Origin of the sequence: Actinoplanes nipponensis (genome assembly GCF_016862275.1) — a bacterium.
GTDB lineage: Bacteria > Actinomycetota > Actinomycetes > Mycobacteriales > Micromonosporaceae > Actinoplanes > Actinoplanes nipponensis.
The window spans coordinates 194573-215653 of sequence record NZ_BOMQ01000036.1; the positions used below are offsets into that span (position 1 = coordinate 194573).

A 21081-nucleotide genomic window follows, 5' to 3' on the forward strand; every position below is an offset into this window, starting at 1 on the left:
GCTTCGCGCGTGTCGCGCGTGTCGCGCGGATCTTGATTAGCTAAAACGATTCCTCTCGACCGCCACGCATCAAGATCCGCTGCCGCTGTCTACTGCAACCGCCACGACCACCGCCACTGCCCACCACCCACCACCGCTGCCACCCGCCGCCTGCTGACTCACCGCTTCAACTGCCGCCGGCGGCAGCGGCGTTAGCTCTGGCTCTGCCACTGACGGCGGCACTGGCGCCGGCCGCGCCACCGCTACCGGCCGCGCCACCGCCACCGGCGGCGGCACCGACGGCGACGGCGACACCGGCACCGGCACCGGCACCGGCACCGGCACCGACGGCAGCACTGCACCGGCGGCGGCAGGCGCCGACGGCGACACTGGCACCAGCGACGGCAGGCGCCGACGGCGGCAGGCGCCGACGGCGACACTGGCACCAGCGACGGCAGGCACCAAGGGCGACACTGGCACCGACGGCGGCATTGGCATTGGCGGCGCCACTGGCACTCGCGGCGGCATTGGCGGCGCCACTGGCACTCGCGGCGGCACTGGCACTCGCGGCGGCACTGGCGGCGGCACTGGCCCTGGCGGCACCACTGGCTTTGGCACTGGCACTGGCCAGAGACCCGGAGACGGTGAACTCCCGGAATCGCCCGCACCGTCCGCACAGCCCCGGGCGCACCCAACCCCCCCCCGACCCGACGACAGCCGCCCTCCGCGCCCCACTCTCACCCCCACACGCTGGCAATTTCGGCACGTTCCGGTCAGGATGCGTGCGTGGCTGGTCAGGTCGGCAGTGCGCTCGCGGTTCTTGCGGTGCTTGCTGCCCTGGTCGGTGCCGTGGTCGCGGTCCTGCGGCTGCGGGCCCGCCGGGGCATCGCGACGGCGGGACAGCGCGCCACGTACGACGTACTGCACACCGCCTCGCTCGCCGCCGAGCCGTTGCGTACCGGTTTGACGCCCGCGTCGGCCGCCAAGGCCGCGCGGCATCTGCGCCGGCTGGTCGGCGCGCCCGGGCTCACCATCGCCGACCGGGAGCGGTGCCTGGCCGTCGACGGGCGCGGGGGGCACCACACCGCCCAGTTCAGCGCGGCTGCCGCGCGGGCCGTGCAGGCCAACCGGTCGATTGTGTTGGGGGTGGCCGACCTGCCCTGTGACCGGATGGACTGCGTGGTGCGGGGCGCCGTCGTCGCCCCGCTGACCGGCGCCGACGGGCAGGCCGTGGCCGCGCTGGTGGCGGTCGCGGACGATCAGCCGGCGCCAGGGCTGGTCCAGGCGACCATGGAGACCGCCCGCTGGGCGAGCTCGCAGCTGGCCCTGGCCGAGCTGGACTCCTCGCGCGAGCGGTTGGCCCGGGCCGAGGTACGCGCGCTGCGGGCCCAGATCAGCCCGCACTTCATCTACAACGCGCTGACCGCGATCGCCTCGTTCGTGCGCACCGACCCGGAGCGCGCCCGCGAGTTGATCCTGGAGTTCGCGGAGTTCACCCGCTACTCGTTCCGGGCGCACGGCGAGTTCACCACGCTGGCCGAGGAGCTGCGCTCGATCGACCGCTATCTGACCATCGAGCGGGCCCGTTTCGGCGACCGGCTGCAGGTTCGGCTGCAGATCGCCCCCGAGGTGCTGCCGGTGGGCCTGCCGTTCCTGTGCCTGCAGCCGCTGGTGGAGAACGCCGTCCGGCACGGCCTGTCCCGCAAGCCGGGCGTCGGTATGGTGAGCATCGAGGCCCGGGACGCCGGCGCCGAATGCCACATCACGGTCGAGGACGACGGGGTCGGCATGGACCCGGCGGTGCTGGCGGCGGGGGTCGCCGAGGCGGTCAACGCGCGGGACGACGACGCGGGCCAGCACGTCGGCCTCTCGAATGTGGATGAGCGGTTGCGCTCGGTCTTCGGCGACCACTTTGGGCTGGTGGTGGAGACCGCGCCGGGCGCGGGGACGAAGGTGAGCATGCGGGTGCCGAAATTCCATCCGGGGGTACGGGCGTGAGTCTCGTGGTGCTTGCCGTGGACGACGAGCCGCCCGCCCTGGACGAGCTCGCGTACCTGCTCAACGCCGACAGCCGGGTGGCCTTCGTGCACCGGGCGGGCGACGCGACCGAGGCGCTGCGGGTGCTGCGCGACACCGAGGTCGACGCGGTGTTCCTGGACATCCGGATGCCGGGGCTGGACGGGATGGAGCTGGCCCGGATATTGCACCGGTTCGCCCGGCCGCCCGCGATCGTCTTCGTGACCGCGTACGACGACGGCGCGGTGGACGCTTTCGACCTGGGCGTGACCGACTACGTCCGCAAGCCGGTGCGTTCGGAGCGGCTGGGTGAGTCGCTGCGCCGGGTCGCCGGGTTGCGGGCCACGCCGCCTCCGGCCCCGGTGAAGCAGCAGGACGAGCCGAGCATCCCGGTCGAGCTGGCCGGTACGACCCGCATGCTGCCGCGCTCCTCGGTGCGCTGGGTCGAGGCGCAGGGTGACTACGCCCGGCTGCACACCCTGGACGCGTCCCACCTGGTCCGGGTGTCGCTCGCGACGCTGGCCGAGCGCTGGGCGGACGCCGGCTTCGTCCGGATCCACCGCTCCTACCTGGTGCAGTTGCGCCTGGTGGCGGAGCTGCGGCTCACCCAGTCGGGCTACGTGGTGGCGATCGACGGCGTGGAGCTGCCGGTCAGCCGGCGGCACACCCGGGAGCTCAAGGACAAGCTGATCCGGGCCGCGAAGCACGACTGGACCCGCTGAATCCACCGTTCTCCCCACCGGATCCACAGGTTTATCCACAACCCCACAGCGTTATCCCCAGAGTTATCCACAGGTCGATCATCTTCACAAGTTGTCCACAAAGCCGCCCCCGGCCCTGCACGACTGATCAATAGGCTGCTCAGCGCAGGGGGTCGGCGGGTCACGGGGGCACGCCGGTCTTGCGCCGGTCACGCACCATGCGGGCGGGGCGGAAGGGGGCGACGTGACGGCCAAGAGGGTCCTCGTGGTCGAGGACGAGCGCACCATCGCCGAGGCGGTGGCCGCGCGGCTGCGCGCGGAGGGTTTCGAGGTGCACGTCGCCGGCGACGGCCCGGGCGCGGTCGACGCCGCCCGGCGCACCCGGCCCGACGCGATCGTCCTCGACGTCATGCTGCCGGGCTTCGACGGTCTCGAGGTGTGCCGGCGGATCCAGGCCGAGCGCGGCGTACCGGTCCTGATGCTGACGGCCCGCGACGACGAGACCGACCTGCTCGTCGGCCTGGCCGTCGGCGCGGACGACTACCTCACCAAGCCCTTCTCGATGCGTGAGCTGACCGCCCGGGTGCACGCGCTGCTGCGGCGGGCGGCCCGCAACGCCGCGCCGGGCGAGACCGCCCCGGCGGAGGCCGCGATGCTGCGGTTCGGCGACCTGGAGATCAATCTGGCCGAACGCCGGGTGCACCGCGCCGGGGTCGAGGCCCGGCTGACCCCGACCGAGTTCGACCTGCTGGTGCACCTGGCCGGCCGGCCGCGCACGGTGCTGCCCCGGGAGCGGCTGCTCGCCGACGTGTGGGGCTGGGCGGACGCCTCGGGCACCCGCACGGTCGACAGCCACATCAAGGGCCTGCGCCGCAAGCTCGGCGCCGATCTGATCCGCACGGTCCACGGCGTCGGGTACGCCCTGGAGGTGCAGCGGTGAGCTTGCCCCGGCTCGGGCGGGTGCTGCGCTGGGTGTCGCTGCCGCTGGGCCTGGCCCTCGGCTGGCTGGAGCCGGCGCTCGGCTGGCTGCCGCGCCCGCTCGACCCCGTACGCTCGATCAAGGCGAAGCTGTCGGTCGCGCTCGGCCTGGCCGGCGGCGTCGGCCTGCTGATCTTCTGGTGGAGCCTCGACTTCATGCGGGTGGAGCTGTCCTGGTTCGCCATCGCCGTCGCGCTCGGGCTGGTCACGCTCCAGGTCGCGGCGCACGGCACCACGGTTCCGCTGCGCGAGATGACCGACGCCGCGCGGGCGATGGCCCGGGGCGACTACACCCGCCGGGTCCGGGCCACGTCCCGCGACGAGATCGGCGAGCTGGCCACGGCGTTCAACCAGATGGCCGGGGACCTGGCGGCGGCCGACCGGCAGCGCCGCGAGCTGATCGCCAACGTCTCGCACGAGCTGCGGACCCCGATCACCGCCCTGCGCGGCCTGCTGGAGAACATCGTCGACGGCGTGTCCGAGGCTGAGCCGGAGACGATGCGCACCGCCCTGACCCAGACGGAACGCCTCGGCCGCCTGGTCACCGAGCTGCTGGACCTCTCCCGGCTGGACGCCGGCGTCGTGCCGATGGACCGCACCGCGATCGACGTCCGCGCGTTCCTCGGCGACGTGGTGCGCGAGGCCACGGTGAACGCGGACGGGGCGGGTCACGACGTCCGCTTCGAGGTGTCGGCGCCGGCCATCCACATCGAGGGTGACCGCGAACGCCTGCACCAGGTCTTCGCCAACCTGCTGGACAACGCGGCCCGGCACAGCCCACCGGGTGGCACGGTCACCGTGCGGGCCGAACGCCACGACGAGCACGTGCTGGTGGCGGTGGCCGACGAGGGCGACGGCATCCCGCCGGCCGACCGGGACCGGGTCTTCGAACGCTTCACCCGGGGCGAACGCGCCACCGACGGCGGCACCGGGCTCGGCCTGGCGATCGCCCGCTGGGTGGTCCAGCTGCACGGCGGCACGATCGCCGCGGTCGACCCGGCCCGCACCCCGACCGGCGACCCGGCCCGCGGCCCAGCCCTCTCCTCAACCGGCAACCCGGCCCGGACCCCAGCCGACAACCCGACCCGCACCCCGGCGAACGATCCAGCCCGCGGCCCGGCCAACGATCCAGCCCGCGGCCCGGCGCCGGTCCGGCGGCCGGGCTGCCTCATCCACGTGACCTTGCCCCTGCAGCCGACCGGCCTCATCCCCTCCTGACGGCGAAGCGGCCCGGCGAACCGGGCCGCCGCCACCTCTCAACCTCCTGAAGAGGGAGCTCACTGTGCCCACGAACAACCCGTCGCCGCGCACCGGGAACGACCCGGCGGACGAGCCACCCCACGCCCCCGAGCGAACCGGCCCACCACACCCGGCGGACCAGCCCCGCGCCGCTTCCGACCCGGCGTCCCAACCGGATCGGGCCGGACCCGCCGGCAGCGCCGGCCCACCACCGACAGCAGCGGACCCCGCAGCATCCGGCCCCCCATCCGCCACCCCGCCGCCCACCGCGCCGCTGCCCGCGGCCCAGCCGCCCCGCAGCGCCGCCCAGCCGGCCCGCAGCGCCGCCCAGCCGCCCCGCGACGCCGGCCAAGCAACCACCCCCGAGGCACGACCCGCCGCAGCAGCAACCAACCCCACCGCACCAGACCAGGCCAAACGCCTGATGGATCCCGCCCGCCTCCCGCACCAGGCCGCCCCGGAAGCCCGCACCCAGGTCTCCACCCAACCGACCCCGGCCCACCTGCCACCAGCCCCGCTGCACGGACCCTGGGCGGACATGCGCGTGTTCGGCAACCGCTGGCCCGGCCCGCCCCGCCCAGCCTCCCGGGCCACCATCGCCGCCGTGCTGGTCGCCGCCGTGGTGGCAGCGCTCAGCGTCCCGCTCGACCGCGCCGGCGTCGGCTGGCTGATCACCGCGATCGCCGGGGTCGTGGCCCTGGCCGTGGCCCGGCTGGTGCCCGATCCCGCCCCCGCGGCCGTTCCCCCGCCGCTGGTGCGCCGGCCGAGCGGCCCGGAGGCCCTGAGCAAGTTCCGCTACTTCTGGGCCGCCGCCACGGTCGCCCTGCTCGGGGTGGGCACGGTGCGGGCCGCGGGCTGGCTCTTCTTCCTCTGCCTGTGCACGGCGGTGCTGACCGCGGCGCTGGCCGTCGCCGGTGGGCGGTCGCTGCGGGCGATGACCGTCGCGGTGTTCCTGGCGCCGGTCGCGACCCTGCGGGCCCTGCCCTGGATCGCCCGGGGAGTCGCCGCGGCCCGGCGGGGCGGTGGCGGCCGGGGCCTGCGGGTCGCCGCCACGGTCGCTGTCTCGGCGTTGCTGCTCCTGGTCTTCGGCGCGTTGTTCTCCTCGGCCGATGCGGCGTTCGCCGGGCTGGTCGGCCGGGCGGTGCCCGATGTCGACGCCGGCACGGTGACCCGCTGGATCTTCGTCTTCGGGGTCGCGTCGTTGGTGCTGGGCGGGGCCGCGTACCTGCGGGCCGCGCCGCCGGACCTCACCGTCCTGGAACGTCCCGGCCGGCGGCGGGTGGCCCGGCTCGAGTGGGCGGTTCCGCTGACGCTGCTGGTGCTGCTGTTCGCCGTGTTCGTCGCCGTGCAGCTCACCGTCCTGTTCGGAGGGTCGGCGCACGTCCTGGACACCGAGGGCCTGACCTACGCCGAGTACGCCCGCAGCGGCTTCTGGCAGCTCCTCGTGGTCACCGGGCTGACGCTCGGCGTCCTCGCCGGCGCGGCCCGGTGGGCGCCGCGGGAGACGGGCGCCGACCGGGTGCTGATCCGTACGGTGCTGGGCGCCCTCGCCGCCCTGACCCTGGTCGTGGTCGCCTCGGCCACTCACCGCATGGACGTGTACGCCGACACCTACGGCCTGACCCGCCTCCGGCTGCTGGTCATGATCTGCGAGCTGTGGCTGGGCCTGGTGTACGTGCTGATCCTGGCCGCCGGCCTCCGCCTCACCGGCCGGTGGCTGCCGCGGGCCGCCGTCGCGACGGCCGTGCTGGCGCTGCTCGGCCTGGCCGGCGCCAACCCGGACCGGCTGATCGCCGACCACAACGTCACCCGCTACGAGCAGACCCAGCGGATCGACACGCTGTACCTCTCCGAGTTGTCCGCGGACGCGGTTCCCGCCCTGGACCGCCTCAGCGGCGTCAACCGCGACTGCAGCCTGGCCCCGATCGCCGCCGGGCTGCGCAGTGACCCGGACGACTGGCGCGGCGGCAACCTCGGCCGGCACCGGGCCCGCGAGCTGCTCGCCCACCACCCGGCGCCCGCCCCGGCCACCTGCCCGGGCGACTACCGGTACCGCTGACCACGCGACGCCACGAAAGCGGCGGCGTGTCTTGACATCGCCGCGCGGGCGGCCAGACTGCCGGGCATGGACGACGTGAGGAACGGCGCCCCGGTGCGGCGTACCCGCGTCGTGCTGGGGGAGGCCGCCGCCCGGCGGCCGGCCCCCGACCCGGCCCGGGCCGATCTGGCCGAGCAGACCCCGGTGGGCGAGGCGCTGGTCAAGGGGCTGGTACGCGCCCAGCTGGCCCTGGCCCTGCGGCTGTCGCTGGTGGTGGTGACCGGCCTGGGCGCTCTGCCCCTGCTCTTCGCCGTGGCGCCCGCCGTCGGCCACGCCAAGCTGCTCGGCGTCAATCTGCCCTGGCTGCTGCTCGGCCTGCTCTCCTTCCCGTTCCTGCTCGGCGTCGGCTGGGCCTACGTGCGCTGGGCCGAACGCAACGAGCAGGACTTCACCGCCGTCATCACCAGGCCGGAAGGGTGAACCCGTACGTCGTGCCGGGGCTGATCCTGGTCGTGCTGGTCACGGTCGGGATCGGCGCGTACGGGCTGCGCTTCGCCCGTACCACCTCGGACTTCCTGGTCGCCTCCCGCTCGGTCAGCCCGACCTGGAACGCCGCCGCGATCAGCGGCGAGTACCTGTCCGCCGCCTCCTTCCTCGGCGTGGCCGGGCTGATCCTGCGGTACGGCGTCGACGTGCTCTGGTACCCGGTCGGCTTCGCGGCCGGCTACCTGGCCCTGCTGCTGTTCGTCGCCGCCCCGTTGCGCCGCTCGGGCGCGTTCACCCTGCCCGACTTCTGCCAGGTGCGGCTGCGTTCACCGGTGCTGCGCCGGCTGGCCACGGTGTTCGTCGTCTTCATCGGCTGCCTCTACCTGGTGCCCCAGTTGCAGGGCGCCGGCCTGACCTTCACCACCGTCACCGGCGGCCGGTACGAGTGGGGGGCGCTGCTCGTCGGCCTGGTCGTCACCGCCAACGTGGCCCTGGGCGGGATGCGGGCGATCACCTTCGTGCAGGCGTTCCAGTACTGGCTGAAGCTGACCGCGCTGGCCGTACCGGTGATCTTCCTGGCCCTGCAGTGGCAGTCGGACGGCCGCCCGGCCGTGACGCCCCCGGCCGGGCCGGTCTTCTCGGCCACCACCACCGTGACGTTCGCCGAGGCGGCGACCCTCACGCTGCCCGACGGTTCGCAGAGCCGGGTCGCCGAGGGCGAGGAGCGCACGTTCGCGGCCGGCGCGGCCGTGCCGGAGGTCAGTTCCGTCGACGATCGCCGGGGCGCGGACTGGCTGCTGCCCGGCGGGGACACGACCCTGTTCGCCACCTATTCGCTGATCCTGGCGACGTTCCTGGGCACGATGGGCCTGCCGCATGTGCTGGTCCGCTTCTACACCAATCCGGACGGCGCCTCGGCCCGGCGCACGACCCTGGTGGTGCTCGGCCTGGTCGGCCTGTTCTACCTGCTGCCGACCCTGTACGGCGTCCTCGGCCGGGTCTACACCCCGCAGCTGTTGATGACCGGGCGCACCGACGCGGTGGTTCTGCTCCTGCCGGAGGCGGCCCTCGGCGGCGGCCATCTGGGCCAGTTCCTGGGGGCGCTGGTCACCGCGGGCGCGCTGGCCGCCTTCCTGTCCACCTCGTCCGGGCTGCTGACCAGCGTCGCGGGCGTGGTCTTCACCGACATCCTGCACGCCGACCGGGGCGGTTCGGTCCGGGACTTCCGGCTCGCCACCGTGCTGGCCGCGATCGTGCCGATGGCGCTGTCGGTCTATGTCGCCGACATGGATGTCTCGCGGGTCGTGGGGCTGGCGTTCGCCGTGGCCGCGTCGAGCTTCTGCCCGCTGCTGGTGCTCGGCATCTGGTGGCGCGGGCTCACCGATGTCGGCGCGGTGGCCGGGATCCTGGCCGGCGGCGGGGCGGCGATGGTGGCGGTGCTGATCACGGTGCTGGGGCCGCCGTTGTCCGGCTGGCCGGCACAGCTCATCGGGCAGCCCGCGGCCTGGACCGTGCCGCTGGCGTTCGTGGTGATGGTGACCGGTTCGCTGGTGTCCAAGCGTCGGGTGCCGCGGGACGTGGGCGCGACCATGTTGCGCCTGCACGCTCCGGAGTCACTTCGTCTCTAGAAGTTTTAGGAAACTTTACTGAACCCTTCGTGGGGTCCGTCCCGTAGCTAACGATGCTGCAACGGGGCAGCCGGACGAACGCGAAGGAGCGCTGCATGTACCGCAGGAACAGGATGAGCGGCCGGGTCCGCAAGCTGCTGATCGGCGCGGCGGCGGCGACGCTGGCCGGCGGCGCCTTCGCGGTGAGCACCGGGATGAGCAGCGCCGGCGAGAACTGCGCGGGCCTGGACGGCGCCCTGCGCAACAACCTCGACTTCATCGCCGGCCAGCGGGCCGCCCCGGACGCGCTCTCCGACGCCCGCATCGCCAACCGGCAGGCAGTCGTCGACCTGATCAACCAGCGGCGGGCCGCCGCCGGCTGCACCGGCGGCGGGCCGGCCGCCCCGCCGGCGAAGGGCGCCACCAAGCCACCGACCAAGCCACCGACCAAGGCACCCACCAAGGCGCCGGCGCAGCCCGCGCCGGCACCCGCGGGTGGCGACGTCGTGTGCAAGGGCTCGACCGTGACCCTGTCCGGCGAGGGTGGCGCGCCGGCGGCGTCCAGCGGCACCTTCCCGATCGGCACCACGCTCAAGGTGACCAACCTCGACAACAACAAGAGCATCACCGTGAAGGTGGCGACCCCGTCGGGCAGCTGCGTGCTGCTCAACAACGCGGCCTTCGAGCAGGTCCGCGAGGCCGGCAAGTTCCTCATCCGGCGCGCGGTCATCGAACGCGTGGGATAAGCGGTGTGATCTGGCCCGGGCCGCCCACGGGGGGTGGCCCGGGCCGCTTACCAACCGTTAGGTTCTTCCCCATGACGGTTCCCCAGCAGCGCTCGAGCCCGGATCCGGCGCTCGCGCTGCGTGGTCTCGTCAAGCGGTTCGACACCAAGCTGGCGGTGGCCGGCGTCGACCTCGACGTGCCGGCCGGCTCGTTCTTCGGCCTGCTGGGCCCGAACGGCGCCGGCAAGACCACCACCCTGTCCATGGCCGTCGGCCTGTTGCGGCCGGACGCGGGCCAGGCGCGCCTGCTGGGTCACGACGTGTGGGCCGACCCGGCGGCGGCCAAGGCCCGGATCGGCGTGCTGCCCGACGGCGCCCGCCTCTTCGACCGGCTCACCGGCACCGAGCTGCTGGCCTACCACGGGCTGTTGCGGGGGATGGACGCCGGCGTGGTCGACCAGCGCGCCGCCGAGCTGATGGACGTGCTGGCCCTCGGCGCCGACAACCGCACCCTGGTCGTGGACTACTCCGCGGGCATGAAGAAGAAGATCGGCCTGGCCTGCGCGATGCTGCACGCGCCCCGGCTGCTGGTGCTGGACGAGCCGTTCGAGGCGGTCGACCCGGTGTCGGCGGCGCTGATCCGCGACATCCTCCAGCGGTACGTCGCCGGCGGCGGCACGGTGGTCTTCTCCAGTCACGTGATGGCCGTGGTCGAGCGGCTGTGCAGCCACGTCGCGATCCTGGCCGACGGCACGATCCGGCTGCGCGGCACGCTCGCCGAGGTCCGCGGCGAGCGCTCGCTGGAGGACGTGTTCGTCGAGGTCGTCGGCGGCCGCACGGCGACCGGGTCGGAACTCGCGTGGCTGTAGGCGTCCGGCACTTCGTCAAGCTGAAGCTGCGCATCACCGCCAACGGCCTGCGGGGTCAGACCTGGCGGGTCGCCCTGTTCGTGCTCGGCGCGGTGCTCGCGGCCGGCGCCGCGGTCGGCGGGTACGCCCTGTTCAGCCTGCCCGGCCTGCTCGGCGAGCAACGGGCGGCCGAGGTGGCGTTGCCGCTGGCCGGCGGGCTGATCGTGCTGGGCTGGCTGTTCCTGCCGCTGGTCTTCTTCGGCGTGGACGAGTCCCTCGACCCGGCCCGCTTCGCGCTCCTGCCGCTGCCCCGCCGCACGCTGATCCGGGGCCTGTTCGTCGCCTCGCTCGCCGGGGTGCCGGCCGTGGCCACCTTCGCCGGCACGCTGGGCATGGTCGACTCGGCGGCGCGCCTCGGCGGCCCGCTCGCGGCCCTGGCCCAGTTCGTCGGCGTGGTGACCGGCCTGCTGCTGTGCGCGGCGATCAGCCGGTCGCTGACCAGCGCCTTCGCCACCGCCCTGCGGTCGCGGCGGGCCCGCGACCTGGCGACCGTGCTGCTGGCCTGTGTCGCCGCGCTGCTCGGCCCGCTGCAACTGGCCGCGCTGGCCGGCGCCGAGAACGCCGACTGGGCCGGCATCGCGCGGGTGGCCGACGTGATCGCGTGGACGCCGTTCGGGGCGCCGTACAGCCTGGGCCCGGACGTGGCCGCGGGCCGGCTGTGGGCCGTACCGGTGAAGGTGGTCCTGATCCTGGCCACCATCGGGCTGTTGCTGTGGTGGTGGTCCCGGACGCTGGAGCGGGCGATGCTCGGCGCGGTCGGCCGGTCCGGCCCGCGCGAGCGGGCGGCCTCGGCGCGCCGGCCCGTCGCCCAGCTCGTGCCGGCCTGGCTGCCCCGCACCCGCTTCGGCGCGCTGACCGCGCGCGAGATGCGCTACTGGTGGCGCGAGACCCGGCGGCGGGCCAGCCTGATCACGTTCAGCGTGGTGGGCGTGTTCCTGCCGGTCTTCATCGGCGTGAGCAGCGGATCCGCCGGCGCGCCGACCGGCATGCTGATCTTCGTGGGGGCGCTGGCCGCGGTCAGCCTGGCCAACCAGTTCGGCTTCGAGGGCAGCGCCTACGCGGCCAACGTCGTGGCCGGCGTCCCGGGGCGGCTGGAGCTGACGTCGCGGGTCGCGGGCTTCTCCGTGTACGTCGTCCCGGCGCTGCTCGTGATCTCGGTGGTGGTGGGCCTCGCCGTGGGCCGGCCGGAGTCGATCCCCGCGCTGTTCGGCGTGCTGGCCGCGGCGTACGGCGTGGGCCTCGCCCTGGCCCTGCCCGTCTCGATCCGGATGGCCTACGCGCTGCCCGACACGGCCAACCCGTTCGCCCTGTCCTCGGGCGGCGGCATGGCCAAGGGCCTGCTGACCTTCGCCGCCCTGTTCGGCGCGGCGCTGCTGACCGTGCCGGTGCAACTCGTGGCGTTCCTGGCGCACGACGTGTGGCTGTGGGCCGGCCTGCCGCTCGGCGTGCTGTACGGCGGGGGCGCCCTGCTGCTCGGGCTCAGGCTGGCCGGCCCGATGTTGGACCGGCGCATGCCCGAGCTGCTGGCCACGGTGACCGCCCGTCAGTAACGGGTGCCCATCGCCTCCCGTACCTCGGCCAGGGTCTGCTCGGCCCGGGCGCCGGCCCGCGCGTTGCCGGCCCGCAGCACGTCCCACACCAGGCCGGGCTCCCGGGCGTACCCGGCCCGACGGGCCCGCAGGGGCGCCAGGAATTCGTTGACCGCCTCGGTGACCAGCCGTTTCAGGGCCGCGGCCCCGGCGGCGCCGACCGTCGCGGCGACCTCGTGCGGGTCCTGCCCGAGACAGAGCGCGGCGAGCTGGACGAGCCCGGACACCCCCGGTCGCGCCTGCGGGTCGTACGTGATGTGCCGGTCGGCGTCGGTCTTCGCGCTCCGGATCAGCCGGGCGGTCTCGTCCGGCGTGGCGGAGAGCGCGATCGCGTTGCCGCGGCTCTTGCTCATCTTGGTCCCGTCGGTGCCCAGCAGCAGCGACGTGGTGCCGAGCAACGCCTCGGGCACCGGGAAGACCTCGCCGTAGCGCTCGTTGAAGCGCCGGGCCACCGTCCGGGTGAGCTCCACGTGCGGGAGCTGGTCCTGCCCGACCGGCACCAGGTTGCCCTTGCAGAACAGGATGTCGGCGGCCTGGTGCACCGGGTAGGTGAACATCAGCCCGCTCACCGCGCTCTGCCGGGAGTGCGCGATCTCGTCCTTGACGGTCGGGTTGCGCTGCAGCTCGGGGACGCTGACCAGGCTGAGGAACGGCAGCACGAGCTGGTTGAGGGCGGGCACGGCGCTGTGGGTGAAGATCGTGGCCCGCTCCGGGTCGAGCCCGGCGGCCAGGTAGTCCAGGATCAGCCCGTGCACGGTCGGCGCCAGTCGGTCGGCGACGTCGCGATCGGTCAGCACCTGGTAGTCGGCGACCACCACGATCAGCTCGACGCCGCGTCGCTGGAGGCGGACCCGGTTGCGCAGGGTGCCGAAGTAGTGGCCCAGGTGCAGCGGGCCGGTGGGCCGGTCGCCGGTCAGCACCCGGAAGTCGCCGGGCCGGGCGTCGATCCGGTCCTGGAGGCTCGCGGTCTGGATGGTCATCTCTGTCTCCCGGGGTCGTGGACGTCCCGGGAACGAGCAACGGGCCGTCCGATGGGACGGCCCGCGCGTGCGGAAGTGGCGGCCGTCGCTAGGACGGGCGCCAGCTCTGCGGGCACGCGGTGTTCATGGGACCGACTGTACCGCGAGGACGGCAGAATGTTTCCCGTGAAACCTGTCGAGCCCGGCGCGCACATCCACTCCAGCGACCCGTTCGCCACTCCGGAACCGGACAAGTCCGCGGTCCGGCGGCTGCGCGGCCGGCTGGCCGCGCCGGTGACGCTCTGGACCGCGCCCGGTCCGGCCGGGCTCACCGTCTCGTCGATGCTGGTCGCCGACGGCAGCCCCGGCCGGGTGCTCGGGCTGGTCGACGAGGAGAGCGAGTTCTGGGACGCCGCCGCGGTGGCCGGGCGCTTCGCGGTCACGCCGCTGCGGCCGGGCGACCAGCAGCTCGCCGACCGGTTCGCCGGGCTGATGCCCGCGCCCGGCGGCCTGTTCGCCGGCGACGGCTGGGCCGACACCGACTACGGCAAGGTGCCGGCGGGCGCGGGCACCTGGGCCGGCTGCCGGCTCGACGGGCACCGGCCGTACGGCTGGGGACTGCTCGTCGAGGCGACCATCGAGGAGATCCGGCTCGACGACGGCGGCCTCGCCCCGCTGCTGCACTTCCGGGGCCGGTACCGCGCGCTCGACCGGTAAGCGCAACAGGGCCGCCGCTCGGCGCACCTGGCGACCAACGGCCAGTGATCGCCACCACTGCTTCGTACGGTGCGGAAAAGACCCGCCCCTCCACGAAGGTGGTGAGCCACGTTGACAACCGAAGCGACCCCGTCCGAGAAGTATCTCGAGGTCCAGCGATCCGATGAATTCGCCGGGTTGCGCCGCAGACTGCGCAACTTCGTCTTCCCCATGACCGTCGCGTTCTTCCTCTGGTACGCCCTCTATGTCCTGCTCTCGGCGTACGCCCGGGGCTTCATGTCGGTGAAGATCATCGGCAACATCAACGTCGCGCTGCTGTTCGGCCTGCTGCAGTTCATCTCGACGTTTGTGATCGCCTGGTACTACTCCCGGTTCGCGGCCCGCCAGGTCGACCCGATCGCCGACAAGATCCGCGAGGACCTGACGGCCGGCGCCGCCACCCGCAGCGCCGCGGCCCGCGAGGACGACGCCACCCCGACGGACACGGAGGTGGCCAAGTAATGCACTCGCACCTGATCCTCGCGGCCGAGGCCGGCACCACCTCGACCAGCCGCACCCTGACCATCACGCTGTTCCTGGTCTTCGTGGCGATCACCCTGGGCATCACCATCTGGGCCAGCCGGCAGACCAAGACGGCGACCGACTTCTACGCCGGCGGCCGGCAGTTCTCGGGCTTCCAGAACGGCATGGCGATCGGCGGCGACTACATGTCGGCGGCCTCGTTCCTGGGCATCGCCGGCCTCATCGCCCTGTACGGCTACGACGGCTTCCTGTACTCCATCGGCTTCCTGGTCGCCTGGCTGGTCGCGCTGCTGCTGGTGGCCGAGTTCCTGCGCAACTCGGGCCGGTACACGATGGCCGACGTGCTGGCGTTCCGGATGCGGCAGCGCCCGGTGCGCACCGCGGCGTCCGTCTCCACCATCGTCGTGTCGATCTTCTACCTGATCGCCCAGATGGTCGGCGCGGGCGCGCTGGTCAGCCTGCTGCTGGGGATCAAGCCCGGCACCACGTTCTTGGGCATGGACGCCGACACCGCCAAGGTCGCCACCATCATCCTGGTCGGCGCGCTGATGATCGTGTACGTCGTGGTCGGCGGCATGAAGGGCACCACGTACGTGCAGATCGTCAAGGCGTTCCTGCTGATGACCGGCGCCCTGCTGATGACCCTGCTGGTGCTGGCCCACTACAAGTTCAACCTGTCGTCGCTGCTCGGCGACGCCGCCGAACAGTCCGGCAAGGGCTCGGCGTTCCTGGAACCCGGCCTGCGGTACGGCGTGGAGACCGCCGGCGACGCGGCGAAGACGTTCTACAGCAAGATGGATCTGCTCTCGCTCGGCATCGCCCTGGTGCTCGGCACGGCCGGCCTGCCGCACATCCTGACCCGCTTCTACACCGTGCCGACCAGCAAGATCGCCCGCAAGAGCGTGCTCTGGGCGATCGGCATCATCGGCACGTTCTACCTGTTCACCCTGGCCCTCGGCTTCGGCGCGGCGGCCCTGGTGGGCGGCAAGGCGATCACCGCGCAGGACAAGGCGGGCAACACCGCCGCCCCGCAGCTGGCCCAGGCGCTCGGCATCGACTACTTCGGCGGCGAGACGGGCGGCGCGGTGCTGCTCGCCATCATCGCGGCCGTCGCCTTCGCCACCATCCTGGCCGTGGTGGCCGGCCTGACCCTGGCCTCGTCGTCGAGCGTCGCGCACGACTTCTACGCCAGCGTCGTCAAGCGCGGCCAGGCCTCGGAACGCGACGAGGTGCGGGTGGCGCGGATCGCGGCATTCGTCATCGGCGCGATCGCGATCGTGCTGTCGATCTTCGCGCAGAGCCTGAACGTGGCCTTCCTGGTCGCGCTCGCGTTCGCGGTGGCGGCGTCGGGCAACCTGCCGGCGATCCTCTACAGCCTGTTCTGGAAGCGGTTCAACACCTCCGGCGCGCTGTGGGCGATCTACGGCGGTCTGATCTCCGCGGTGTTCCTCGTGTTCTTCTCGCCCGTCGTGTCCGGTGCGCCCTCGGCGATGTTCCCGGACAGCGACTGGCACTGGTTCCCGCTGAACAACCCGGGCATCATCTCGATCCCGATCGGCTTCCTGTGCGGCTGGATCGGCACGGTGCTGTCGAAGGAGTCGGACGAGGACAAGTACGCCGAGCTCGAGGTGCGGTCGCTGACCGGCTTCGGCGCCCACTAGAAAGCGGACAAAGAACCCGGGGCCGACGTGCGAAATGCGCGTCGGCCCCGGTCGCTTAGAGTGGCCTCCATGTCAGTGCAGCAGCGGTACGGCGCAGGCCATCGGATTCTCGTCAGCGGCGGCGCGGGCTTCGTGCCGTCCCACGTCGTCGATGCCCTGCTGAGCCGGGGCTGCACCGTGGTGGCGATCGACAACTTCGTCACGGGCGCCAAGGAGAACGTGGCCCACCTGGCCACCGAGCCGCGCTTCACGCTGATCGAGGCCGACCTCACCGAGGGCCTGCCGAACCACCCGGCGATGCGCGAGCGCTTCGACGCGATCCTGCACATGGCCTCCCCGGCCAGCCCCACCGACTTCGCCAAGCTGCCGGTGGAAATCCTCAAGGTCGGCTCGGTGGGCACGCTGGCCCTGCTGGACCGCGCGGTCGCGGACGCGGCGCGCTTCCTGATGGCGTCGACCTCGGAGGCGTACGGCGACCCGCTCGTGCACCCGCAGCCGGAGTCGTACTGGGGCAACGTCAACCCGATCGGCGTGCGCGCGGTCTACGACGAGTCCAAGCGGTTCGCCGAGGCCGCAACGATGGGCTACCACCGGTTCCACGGGCTCTCCACCGCGATCGTGCGCATCTTCAACACGTACGGTCCGCGGATGCGCCCCGACGACGGCCGGGCCATCCCCACCTTCATCAGCCAGGCGCTGCGCGGCGCCCCGATCACCGTGCACGGCACCGGCGCGCAGACCCGGTCGATCACCTACGTCGACGACCTGGTCCGCGGCATCCTGCTGCTGCTCGACTCGGACGAGACCGGCCCGATCAACTGCGGCACCGAGCACGAGCTGACCATGCTCGAGCTGGCCGAGCTGATCGTCCGGCTGTGCGGCAGCGACTCGCGGATCGACCTGGTCGAGCGCTCCGCCGACGACCCGGAGAAGCGCCGGCCGGACCTGACCCTGGCCCGCACCCTGCTCGGCTACGAGCCCCGGGTCGCGCCCGAGGAGGGCCTGCGGCGCACGATCGACTTCTTCAGAGGCTGAGCATTTAGCCTCGGTAGTGAACGTTTCACCGTCGGTAATTGTCTCCTCCCTTCGTGCCGCGCCAGTGTCGATGCACGCTTTGCCTGGTTCCCGGTACGTAACCTGAAGTCATGTCTGCGACCACGTCCCCTTGGGGTAGCTCCTCCGGCCGGGCTTCCGTGCCGGGCTCGATGAGCCGGGCCTCGGTGCCCGGGCCGGGCCGCGCCGGCACCGCCGGTCCCGTGTCGGGCCGGGCCGGCGCGCCCCGTGGGTACGACGACTGGCCGCCGCGGGGCTCCGCCGGCGGTCCCGGCGGGCCGGCCGGCCCGCCGCGCGGACCGGGTGGGCACCCCCGCCCCGGCCGTCCGTACAAGGGCCGGCGCAAGCCGCGCTGGGGTCGGATCGCCCTGGTGGCCGCGGCCGTCCTGCTGGTCGGCGGCCTGGTCGCCGGCATCTCGCTGTACGGCTACGCCAACGGCCTCAACGACGACCTCAAGCGCACCGACGCGTTCTCCGACATCACCGCGGGCCGCCCGGTCAAGACGGTGGACGGCGCGCTCAACATCCTGCTGGTCGGCAGCGACTCGCGGGACCCGGACGCGGCCAAGGACGACACCAACGCCTGGCGCGCGGACACGCTGATCGTCATGCACATCCCGGCCGACCACAAGTCCGCCCAGCTCGTGTCGATCCCGCGGGACCTGTGGGTGCAGATCCCGTCGGGCAACTCGGCCGACTGCAGCAGCGGCAGCCGTAACAAGATCAACGCGGCATTCGCGTTCGGCGGCCTGCCCCGCGCGGTGCGGACCGTGGAGTGCATGACCGACGTGCACCTGGACCACGTGCTGGCGATCGACTTCGGCGGCTTCAAGGAGGTCACCGACGCCCTCGGCGGCGTGGACCTGAAGGTCGAGCAGAGCATCACCTCCATCCACAAGCCGTTCCGCAAGTTCAAGAAGGGCACCATGCACATGGACGGGGCCCAGGCGCTCGACTGGATCCGCCAGCGCAAGCAGTTCGCCCGCGGCGACTTCGCCCGGATGCAGCACCAGCAGGAGTTCCTGAAGGCGCTCATGGACAAGGCGGCCAGCACCGGCACGCTGAGCAACCCGGCCAAGCTCAACAGCTTCCTCAAGGCGACCACCAACGCGATCACCGCCGACCAGGACTTCTCGCTGACCGACATGGCGGTGCAGTTCCGCAGCCTGCGCGGCGAGAACCTCACCTTCCTCACCAGCCCCAATCTGGGTGGCCAGACCATCGCGGGACAGAGCGTCGTGGTGTCGGATCGGGAGAAGGCTCTGGCTATGTACAAGGCGATGGCTGCCGACAAGATGGATGAGTGGATGTCGTCGACCAAGACGGCACCGTCCAGCCAGGCCAACGGCTGATCCCTCAAGATCCGGGCAAAGGGCGCGGGTCGGCGGTTCTCGCCGGCTCGCGCCCTTTGTTTAACGCTGCGTGTCATTGATCTGAAACGCACGAGACCTCGCAAGAGATCGAAGATGAACGTACAGTGATGTCCGCCCGGATCCCGACCCGCTTGGAGAGCGCATGACCGTCCAGACCCCCCGACGGGTTTCGTCGCTGGATCGGGACGCCGTCACGGCCCCCAGGCGCACCGCTCCGGCGGGGCCCGCCAAGCCCGCCGCCGGCCGCAAGAAACGCCGCGATCCGCTGTGGGCCAAGGCGACCCTGGTCTTCGGCGCGGTCCTGATGATGGCCAGCGGCGCGGGCATCGTCGGCACCAAGTGGGTGGTCAGCAGCGCGACGAACGCGGTCACCCAGGACGACCTGCTGGGCGGCACCAAGAAGACGGCGGCCGAGGGCGGCAACAGCCTCAAGGGCCCGATCGACCTGCTGCTGATGGGCGTGGACGCGCGCAAGCGCTGGGCCGTCGACGACCTGCACGCCGACACGATCATCATCCTGCACATCCCGGCGAGCCACGACCAGGCGTACCTCGTCTCGGTCCCGCGCGACACCGAGGTGCAGGTCCCGCCGTTCGCCAAGAGCAAGTATCCGGGCGGCACGGCGAAGGCCACCGAGGCGTTCTTCCACGGCGCCCAGAACGGCGGCGGCTGGGCCGGCGGCGCCCAGCTCATGGCCCAGACGCTGAAGAACACGACGGGCATCAGCTTCGACGGCGCGGCGATCATCGACTTCAACGGCTTCAAGGGCGTCATCGACGCGCTCAAGGGCGTGAAGATGTGCGTGGACCAGCGGGTCAAGTCGCACCACATGGTCATGGTGGGCGGCAAGCCGATGTACCTCGCCGAGGCCCGCAAGACCGGCCGGGCCCAGACCCCGATCTGGCACGAGAAGGGCTGCCGGGACATGGAGGGCTGGGAGGCCCTCGACTACGCCCGCCAGCGCTACGGCCTGGAGAAGGGCGACTACGACCGCCAGCGCCACCAGCAGCAGCTCATCAAGGCGATGGCGAAGAAGGCCAGCAACAGCGGCGTCCTGACCAACCCGGTGAAGGTCAGCGCGCTGATGAAGGCCGCCGGCAAGGCGTTCGTCCTGGACACCGGCGGCGTGCCCGTCGCCGACTTCATCTTCACTCTCAAGGGTGTAGCCGCCAACGATCTGGTGCTGCTGCGCAGCAACGACGGCTCGTTCGCCGGCAACCAGAACGGCCGCGAGGCCATCACGCCCAAGACGATGGCCATGTACCGGGCCGTCAAGCAGGACAAACTCGCGGACTTCATCATCGGCAACCCGGACGTCGTGGCCAAGGAGAAGTAGCTTTACGCTGGTCGGGTGTTCGGACCTCAGGTACCCAGCGTGACGCCGTCCCAGGTCGAGGCCACGGCCTACCTGCTCGACGTGCGGGAGCCCGACGAATGGGCGGCGGGGCATGCGCCCGGCGCCCATCACCTGCCGATGATGGAGGTCCCGGCGCGCGTCGCCGAGATCCCGCACGACACCGAGGTCGTGGTGGTGTGCCGCTCCGGCGGGCGCTCCGGGCAGGTGGTGTCGTACCTGATGGGCAACGGATGGGACAACGTCCGCAACCTCGATGGCGGCATGCAGGCGTGGGCCGGCGACGGCCGCGATGTCGTCAGCGAGAACGGTCAGCCTCCCCGCGTCCTGTGAGCCCCGGTTCCATGGCCTCCGGACGCCCGCTGGTCTTCGCCCATCGCGGCGGCGCCGACGCGCTGCCCGAGCACACGCTGGCGGCGTACCTGCGCGCCCTCGACGAGGGCGCCGACGGCGTGGAATGCGACGTGCGGCTGACCCGCGACGGCCACCTGGTGTGCGTGCACGACCGCCGGCTCAACCGCACCAGCAACGGCACCGGGCTGGTCAGCGGGAAGACCCTGGCCGAGCTGGAGGAGCTCGACTTCGCCTCCTGGCACCCGGCCGCCGCCGCAGCCGCCGACGAGTGGCCGGAGGAGCACGCCCGGCTGCTCACGCTGGAGCGCCTGCTGGATGCTCTGCGGGAGCACGGCCGCCCGGTACGCGTGCTCATCGAGACCAAACACCCGTCCCGCTACGGCGCCGAGGTCGAGCGGCGGCTGGTTGCCATGCTGCGCCGGTACGGCCTGGCCGAGCCGAAGCCGGACGACCCGATCCAGGTGACCGTGATGTCCTTCGCGGCCCTGGCCCTGCGCCGGGTACGCAAGCTGGCGCCCGCCGTCCCGACGGTCTACCTGCTGGAGATCGTGCCGCCCGGGGTGGGCCGCGGCCGGTTGCCGTTCGGCGCGCGGATCGCCGGCCCCGGGATCGCCCTGCTCCGGTCCCGCCCCCAGCTGGTCTCCGCCCTGCGCGCCGCGGGCCACCAGACGTACGTCTGGACGGTCAACGAGGAAGCGGACCTCGATCTGGTCGTGGCTCAGCGCCCGGACGGCATCATCAGCGACCGCCCGAAGTTCGTGCTGGAGCGTCTCGAGAAGGTATCCGAAGTGTGACGCCGGACACTCTCGGCCCGGTTAGCGG

Annotated in this window: 18 protein-coding genes and 1 pseudogene; 18 read left to right on the forward strand and 1 reads right to left on the reverse strand. The window is 72.6% G+C overall.

Going from position 1 to position 21081, the window contains the following annotated elements:
• The first annotated feature begins 765 nt into the window (after window positions 1–765).
• The 10 genes from Ani05nite_RS15975 (at window position 766) to Ani05nite_RS16020 (ending at window position 12227) form a co-directional block, all read left to right on the forward strand.
• Window positions 766–1977: a sensor histidine kinase gene (locus Ani05nite_RS15975; protein WP_203769094.1), complete on the forward strand. Its 1212-nt coding sequence runs from the start codon at window positions 766–768 to the stop codon at window positions 1975–1977.
• Complete coding sequence (locus Ani05nite_RS15980) at window positions 1974–2717, forward strand: LytR/AlgR family response regulator transcription factor (protein WP_377881510.1); 744 nt, start codon at window positions 1974–1976, stop codon at window positions 2715–2717. Before Ani05nite_RS15975 ends, Ani05nite_RS15980 begins: the two co-directional genes overlap by 4 nt.
• Before the next feature lie 223 nt (window positions 2718–2940).
• Window positions 2941–3636, forward strand: coding sequence for a response regulator (locus Ani05nite_RS15985; RefSeq protein ID WP_203769095.1), 696 nt, complete (start codon window positions 2941–2943; stop codon window positions 3634–3636).
• Window positions 3633–4892, forward strand: a complete 1260-nt coding sequence (locus tag Ani05nite_RS15990; RefSeq protein WP_377881508.1) for a sensor histidine kinase — start codon at window positions 3633–3635, stop codon at window positions 4890–4892. Before Ani05nite_RS15985 ends, Ani05nite_RS15990 begins: the two co-directional genes overlap by 4 nt.
• A 445-nt stretch (window positions 4893–5337) precedes the next feature.
• Window positions 5338–6972: a DUF4153 domain-containing protein gene (locus Ani05nite_RS15995; protein WP_239130030.1), complete on the forward strand. Its 1635-nt coding sequence runs from the start codon at window positions 5338–5340 to the stop codon at window positions 6970–6972.
• A gap of 66 nt (window positions 6973–7038) precedes the next feature.
• Window positions 7039–7431: a DUF485 domain-containing protein gene (locus Ani05nite_RS16000; protein ID WP_203769097.1), complete on the forward strand. Its 393-nt coding sequence runs from the start codon at window positions 7039–7041 to the stop codon at window positions 7429–7431.
• Complete coding sequence (locus Ani05nite_RS16005) at window positions 7428–9065, forward strand: sodium/solute symporter (RefSeq protein WP_203769099.1); 1638 nt, start codon at window positions 7428–7430, stop codon at window positions 9063–9065. Before Ani05nite_RS16000 ends, Ani05nite_RS16005 begins: the two co-directional genes overlap by 4 nt.
• 95 nt (window positions 9066–9160) lie before the next feature.
• Window positions 9161–9790, forward strand: a complete 630-nt coding sequence (locus Ani05nite_RS16010) for an SCO2207 family protein (protein ID WP_203769101.1) — start codon at window positions 9161–9163, stop codon at window positions 9788–9790.
• Window positions 9791–9861: 71 nt separating this feature from the next.
• Window positions 9862–10638 carry an ABC transporter ATP-binding protein gene (locus Ani05nite_RS16015; RefSeq protein WP_203769103.1) on the forward strand — a complete coding sequence of 259 codons (777 nt, stop codon included), beginning with the start codon at window positions 9862–9864 and terminating at the stop codon, window positions 10636–10638.
• Complete coding sequence (locus tag Ani05nite_RS16020) at window positions 10629–12227, forward strand: ABC transporter permease (protein ID WP_203769105.1); 1599 nt, start codon at window positions 10629–10631, stop codon at window positions 12225–12227. Before Ani05nite_RS16015 ends, Ani05nite_RS16020 begins: the two co-directional genes overlap by 10 nt.
• On the opposite strand, the gene trpS is transcribed toward Ani05nite_RS16020, so the two are convergent.
• The gene (gene trpS / locus Ani05nite_RS16025; protein ID WP_203769107.1) at window positions 12221–13246 is read right to left on the reverse strand and encodes a tryptophan--tRNA ligase; all 1026 of its coding nucleotides are present in this window, start codon (window positions 13244–13246) and stop codon (window positions 12221–12223) included. The two genes, Ani05nite_RS16020 and trpS, sit on opposite strands and share 7 nt — an antisense overlap.
• A gap of 51 nt (window positions 13247–13297) precedes the next feature.
• On the opposite strand from trpS, the gene Ani05nite_RS16030 reads away from it, so the two are divergent.
• The 8 genes and pseudogenes from Ani05nite_RS16030 to Ani05nite_RS16065 all read left to right on the forward strand — a co-directional run bounded on the left by Ani05nite_RS16030 (window position 13298) and on the right by Ani05nite_RS16065 (window position 21053).
• Window positions 13298–13942 (forward strand): flavin reductase family protein, encoded by a 645-nt coding sequence (locus Ani05nite_RS16030; protein ID WP_377881505.1) that lies wholly within the window; start codon window positions 13298–13300, stop codon window positions 13940–13942.
• 111 nt (window positions 13943–14053) lie between these two features.
• A pseudogene (locus Ani05nite_RS16035) lies at window positions 14054–14406 on the forward strand (DUF485 domain-containing protein); the annotation flags it as partial.
• Between the two features lie 36 nt (window positions 14407–14442).
• On the forward strand, window positions 14443–16125 hold the full coding sequence (locus Ani05nite_RS16040; RefSeq protein ID WP_203769113.1) for a monocarboxylic acid transporter: 1683 nt from the start codon (window positions 14443–14445) through the stop codon (window positions 16123–16125).
• A 69-nt stretch (window positions 16126–16194) separates the two neighbouring features.
• Window positions 16195–17160, forward strand: coding sequence for an NAD-dependent epimerase/dehydratase family protein (locus tag Ani05nite_RS16045; protein WP_203769115.1), 966 nt, complete (start codon window positions 16195–16197; stop codon window positions 17158–17160).
• 110 nt (window positions 17161–17270) lie between these two features.
• Window positions 17271–18530: an LCP family protein gene (locus tag Ani05nite_RS16050; RefSeq protein ID WP_203769117.1), complete on the forward strand. Its 1260-nt coding sequence runs from the start codon at window positions 17271–17273 to the stop codon at window positions 18528–18530.
• Window positions 18531–18693: 163 nt separating this feature from the next.
• Window positions 18694–19887, forward strand: a complete 1194-nt coding sequence (locus Ani05nite_RS16055) for an LCP family protein (protein ID WP_203769119.1) — start codon at window positions 18694–18696, stop codon at window positions 19885–19887.
• Between the two features lie 15 nt (window positions 19888–19902).
• Window positions 19903–20238 (forward strand): rhodanese-like domain-containing protein, encoded by a 336-nt coding sequence (locus Ani05nite_RS16060; protein ID WP_203769121.1) that lies wholly within the window; start codon window positions 19903–19905, stop codon window positions 20236–20238.
• A gap of 11 nt (window positions 20239–20249) precedes the next feature.
• Window positions 20250–21053 carry a glycerophosphodiester phosphodiesterase gene (locus tag Ani05nite_RS16065; RefSeq protein ID WP_203769123.1) on the forward strand — a complete coding sequence of 268 codons (804 nt, stop codon included), beginning with the start codon at window positions 20250–20252 and terminating at the stop codon, window positions 21051–21053.
• The last annotated feature ends 28 nt before the right edge of the window (window positions 21054–21081 follow it).

Coding starts and splice junctions, on each gene's coding strand:
- Ani05nite_RS16045 (WP_203769115.1), top strand. CDS start 16,195: ATGTCAGTGCAGCAGCGGTACGGCGCAGGCCATCGGATTCTCGTCAGC.
- trpS (WP_203769107.1), bottom strand. CDS start 13,246: ATGACCATCCAGACCGCGAGCCTCCAGGACCGGATCGACGCCCGGCCC.
- Ani05nite_RS16030 (WP_377881505.1), top strand. CDS start 13,298: ATGGGACGGCCCGCGCGTGCGGAAGTGGCGGCCGTCGCTAGGACGGGC.
- Ani05nite_RS16010 (WP_203769101.1), top strand. CDS start 9,161: ATGTACCGCAGGAACAGGATGAGCGGCCGGGTCCGCAAGCTGCTGATC.
- Ani05nite_RS16040 (WP_203769113.1), top strand. CDS start 14,443: ATGCACTCGCACCTGATCCTCGCGGCCGAGGCCGGCACCACCTCGACC.
- Ani05nite_RS16000 (WP_203769097.1), top strand. CDS start 7,039: ATGGACGACGTGAGGAACGGCGCCCCGGTGCGGCGTACCCGCGTCGTG.
- Ani05nite_RS15995 (WP_239130030.1), top strand. CDS start 5,338: ATGGATCCCGCCCGCCTCCCGCACCAGGCCGCCCCGGAAGCCCGCACC.
- Ani05nite_RS16050 (WP_203769117.1), top strand. CDS start 17,271: ATGTCTGCGACCACGTCCCCTTGGGGTAGCTCCTCCGGCCGGGCTTCC.
- Ani05nite_RS16055 (WP_203769119.1), top strand. CDS start 18,694: ATGACCGTCCAGACCCCCCGACGGGTTTCGTCGCTGGATCGGGACGCC.
- Ani05nite_RS16065 (WP_203769123.1), top strand. CDS start 20,250: ATGGCCTCCGGACGCCCGCTGGTCTTCGCCCATCGCGGCGGCGCCGAC.
- Ani05nite_RS16015 (WP_203769103.1), top strand. CDS start 9,862: ATGACGGTTCCCCAGCAGCGCTCGAGCCCGGATCCGGCGCTCGCGCTG.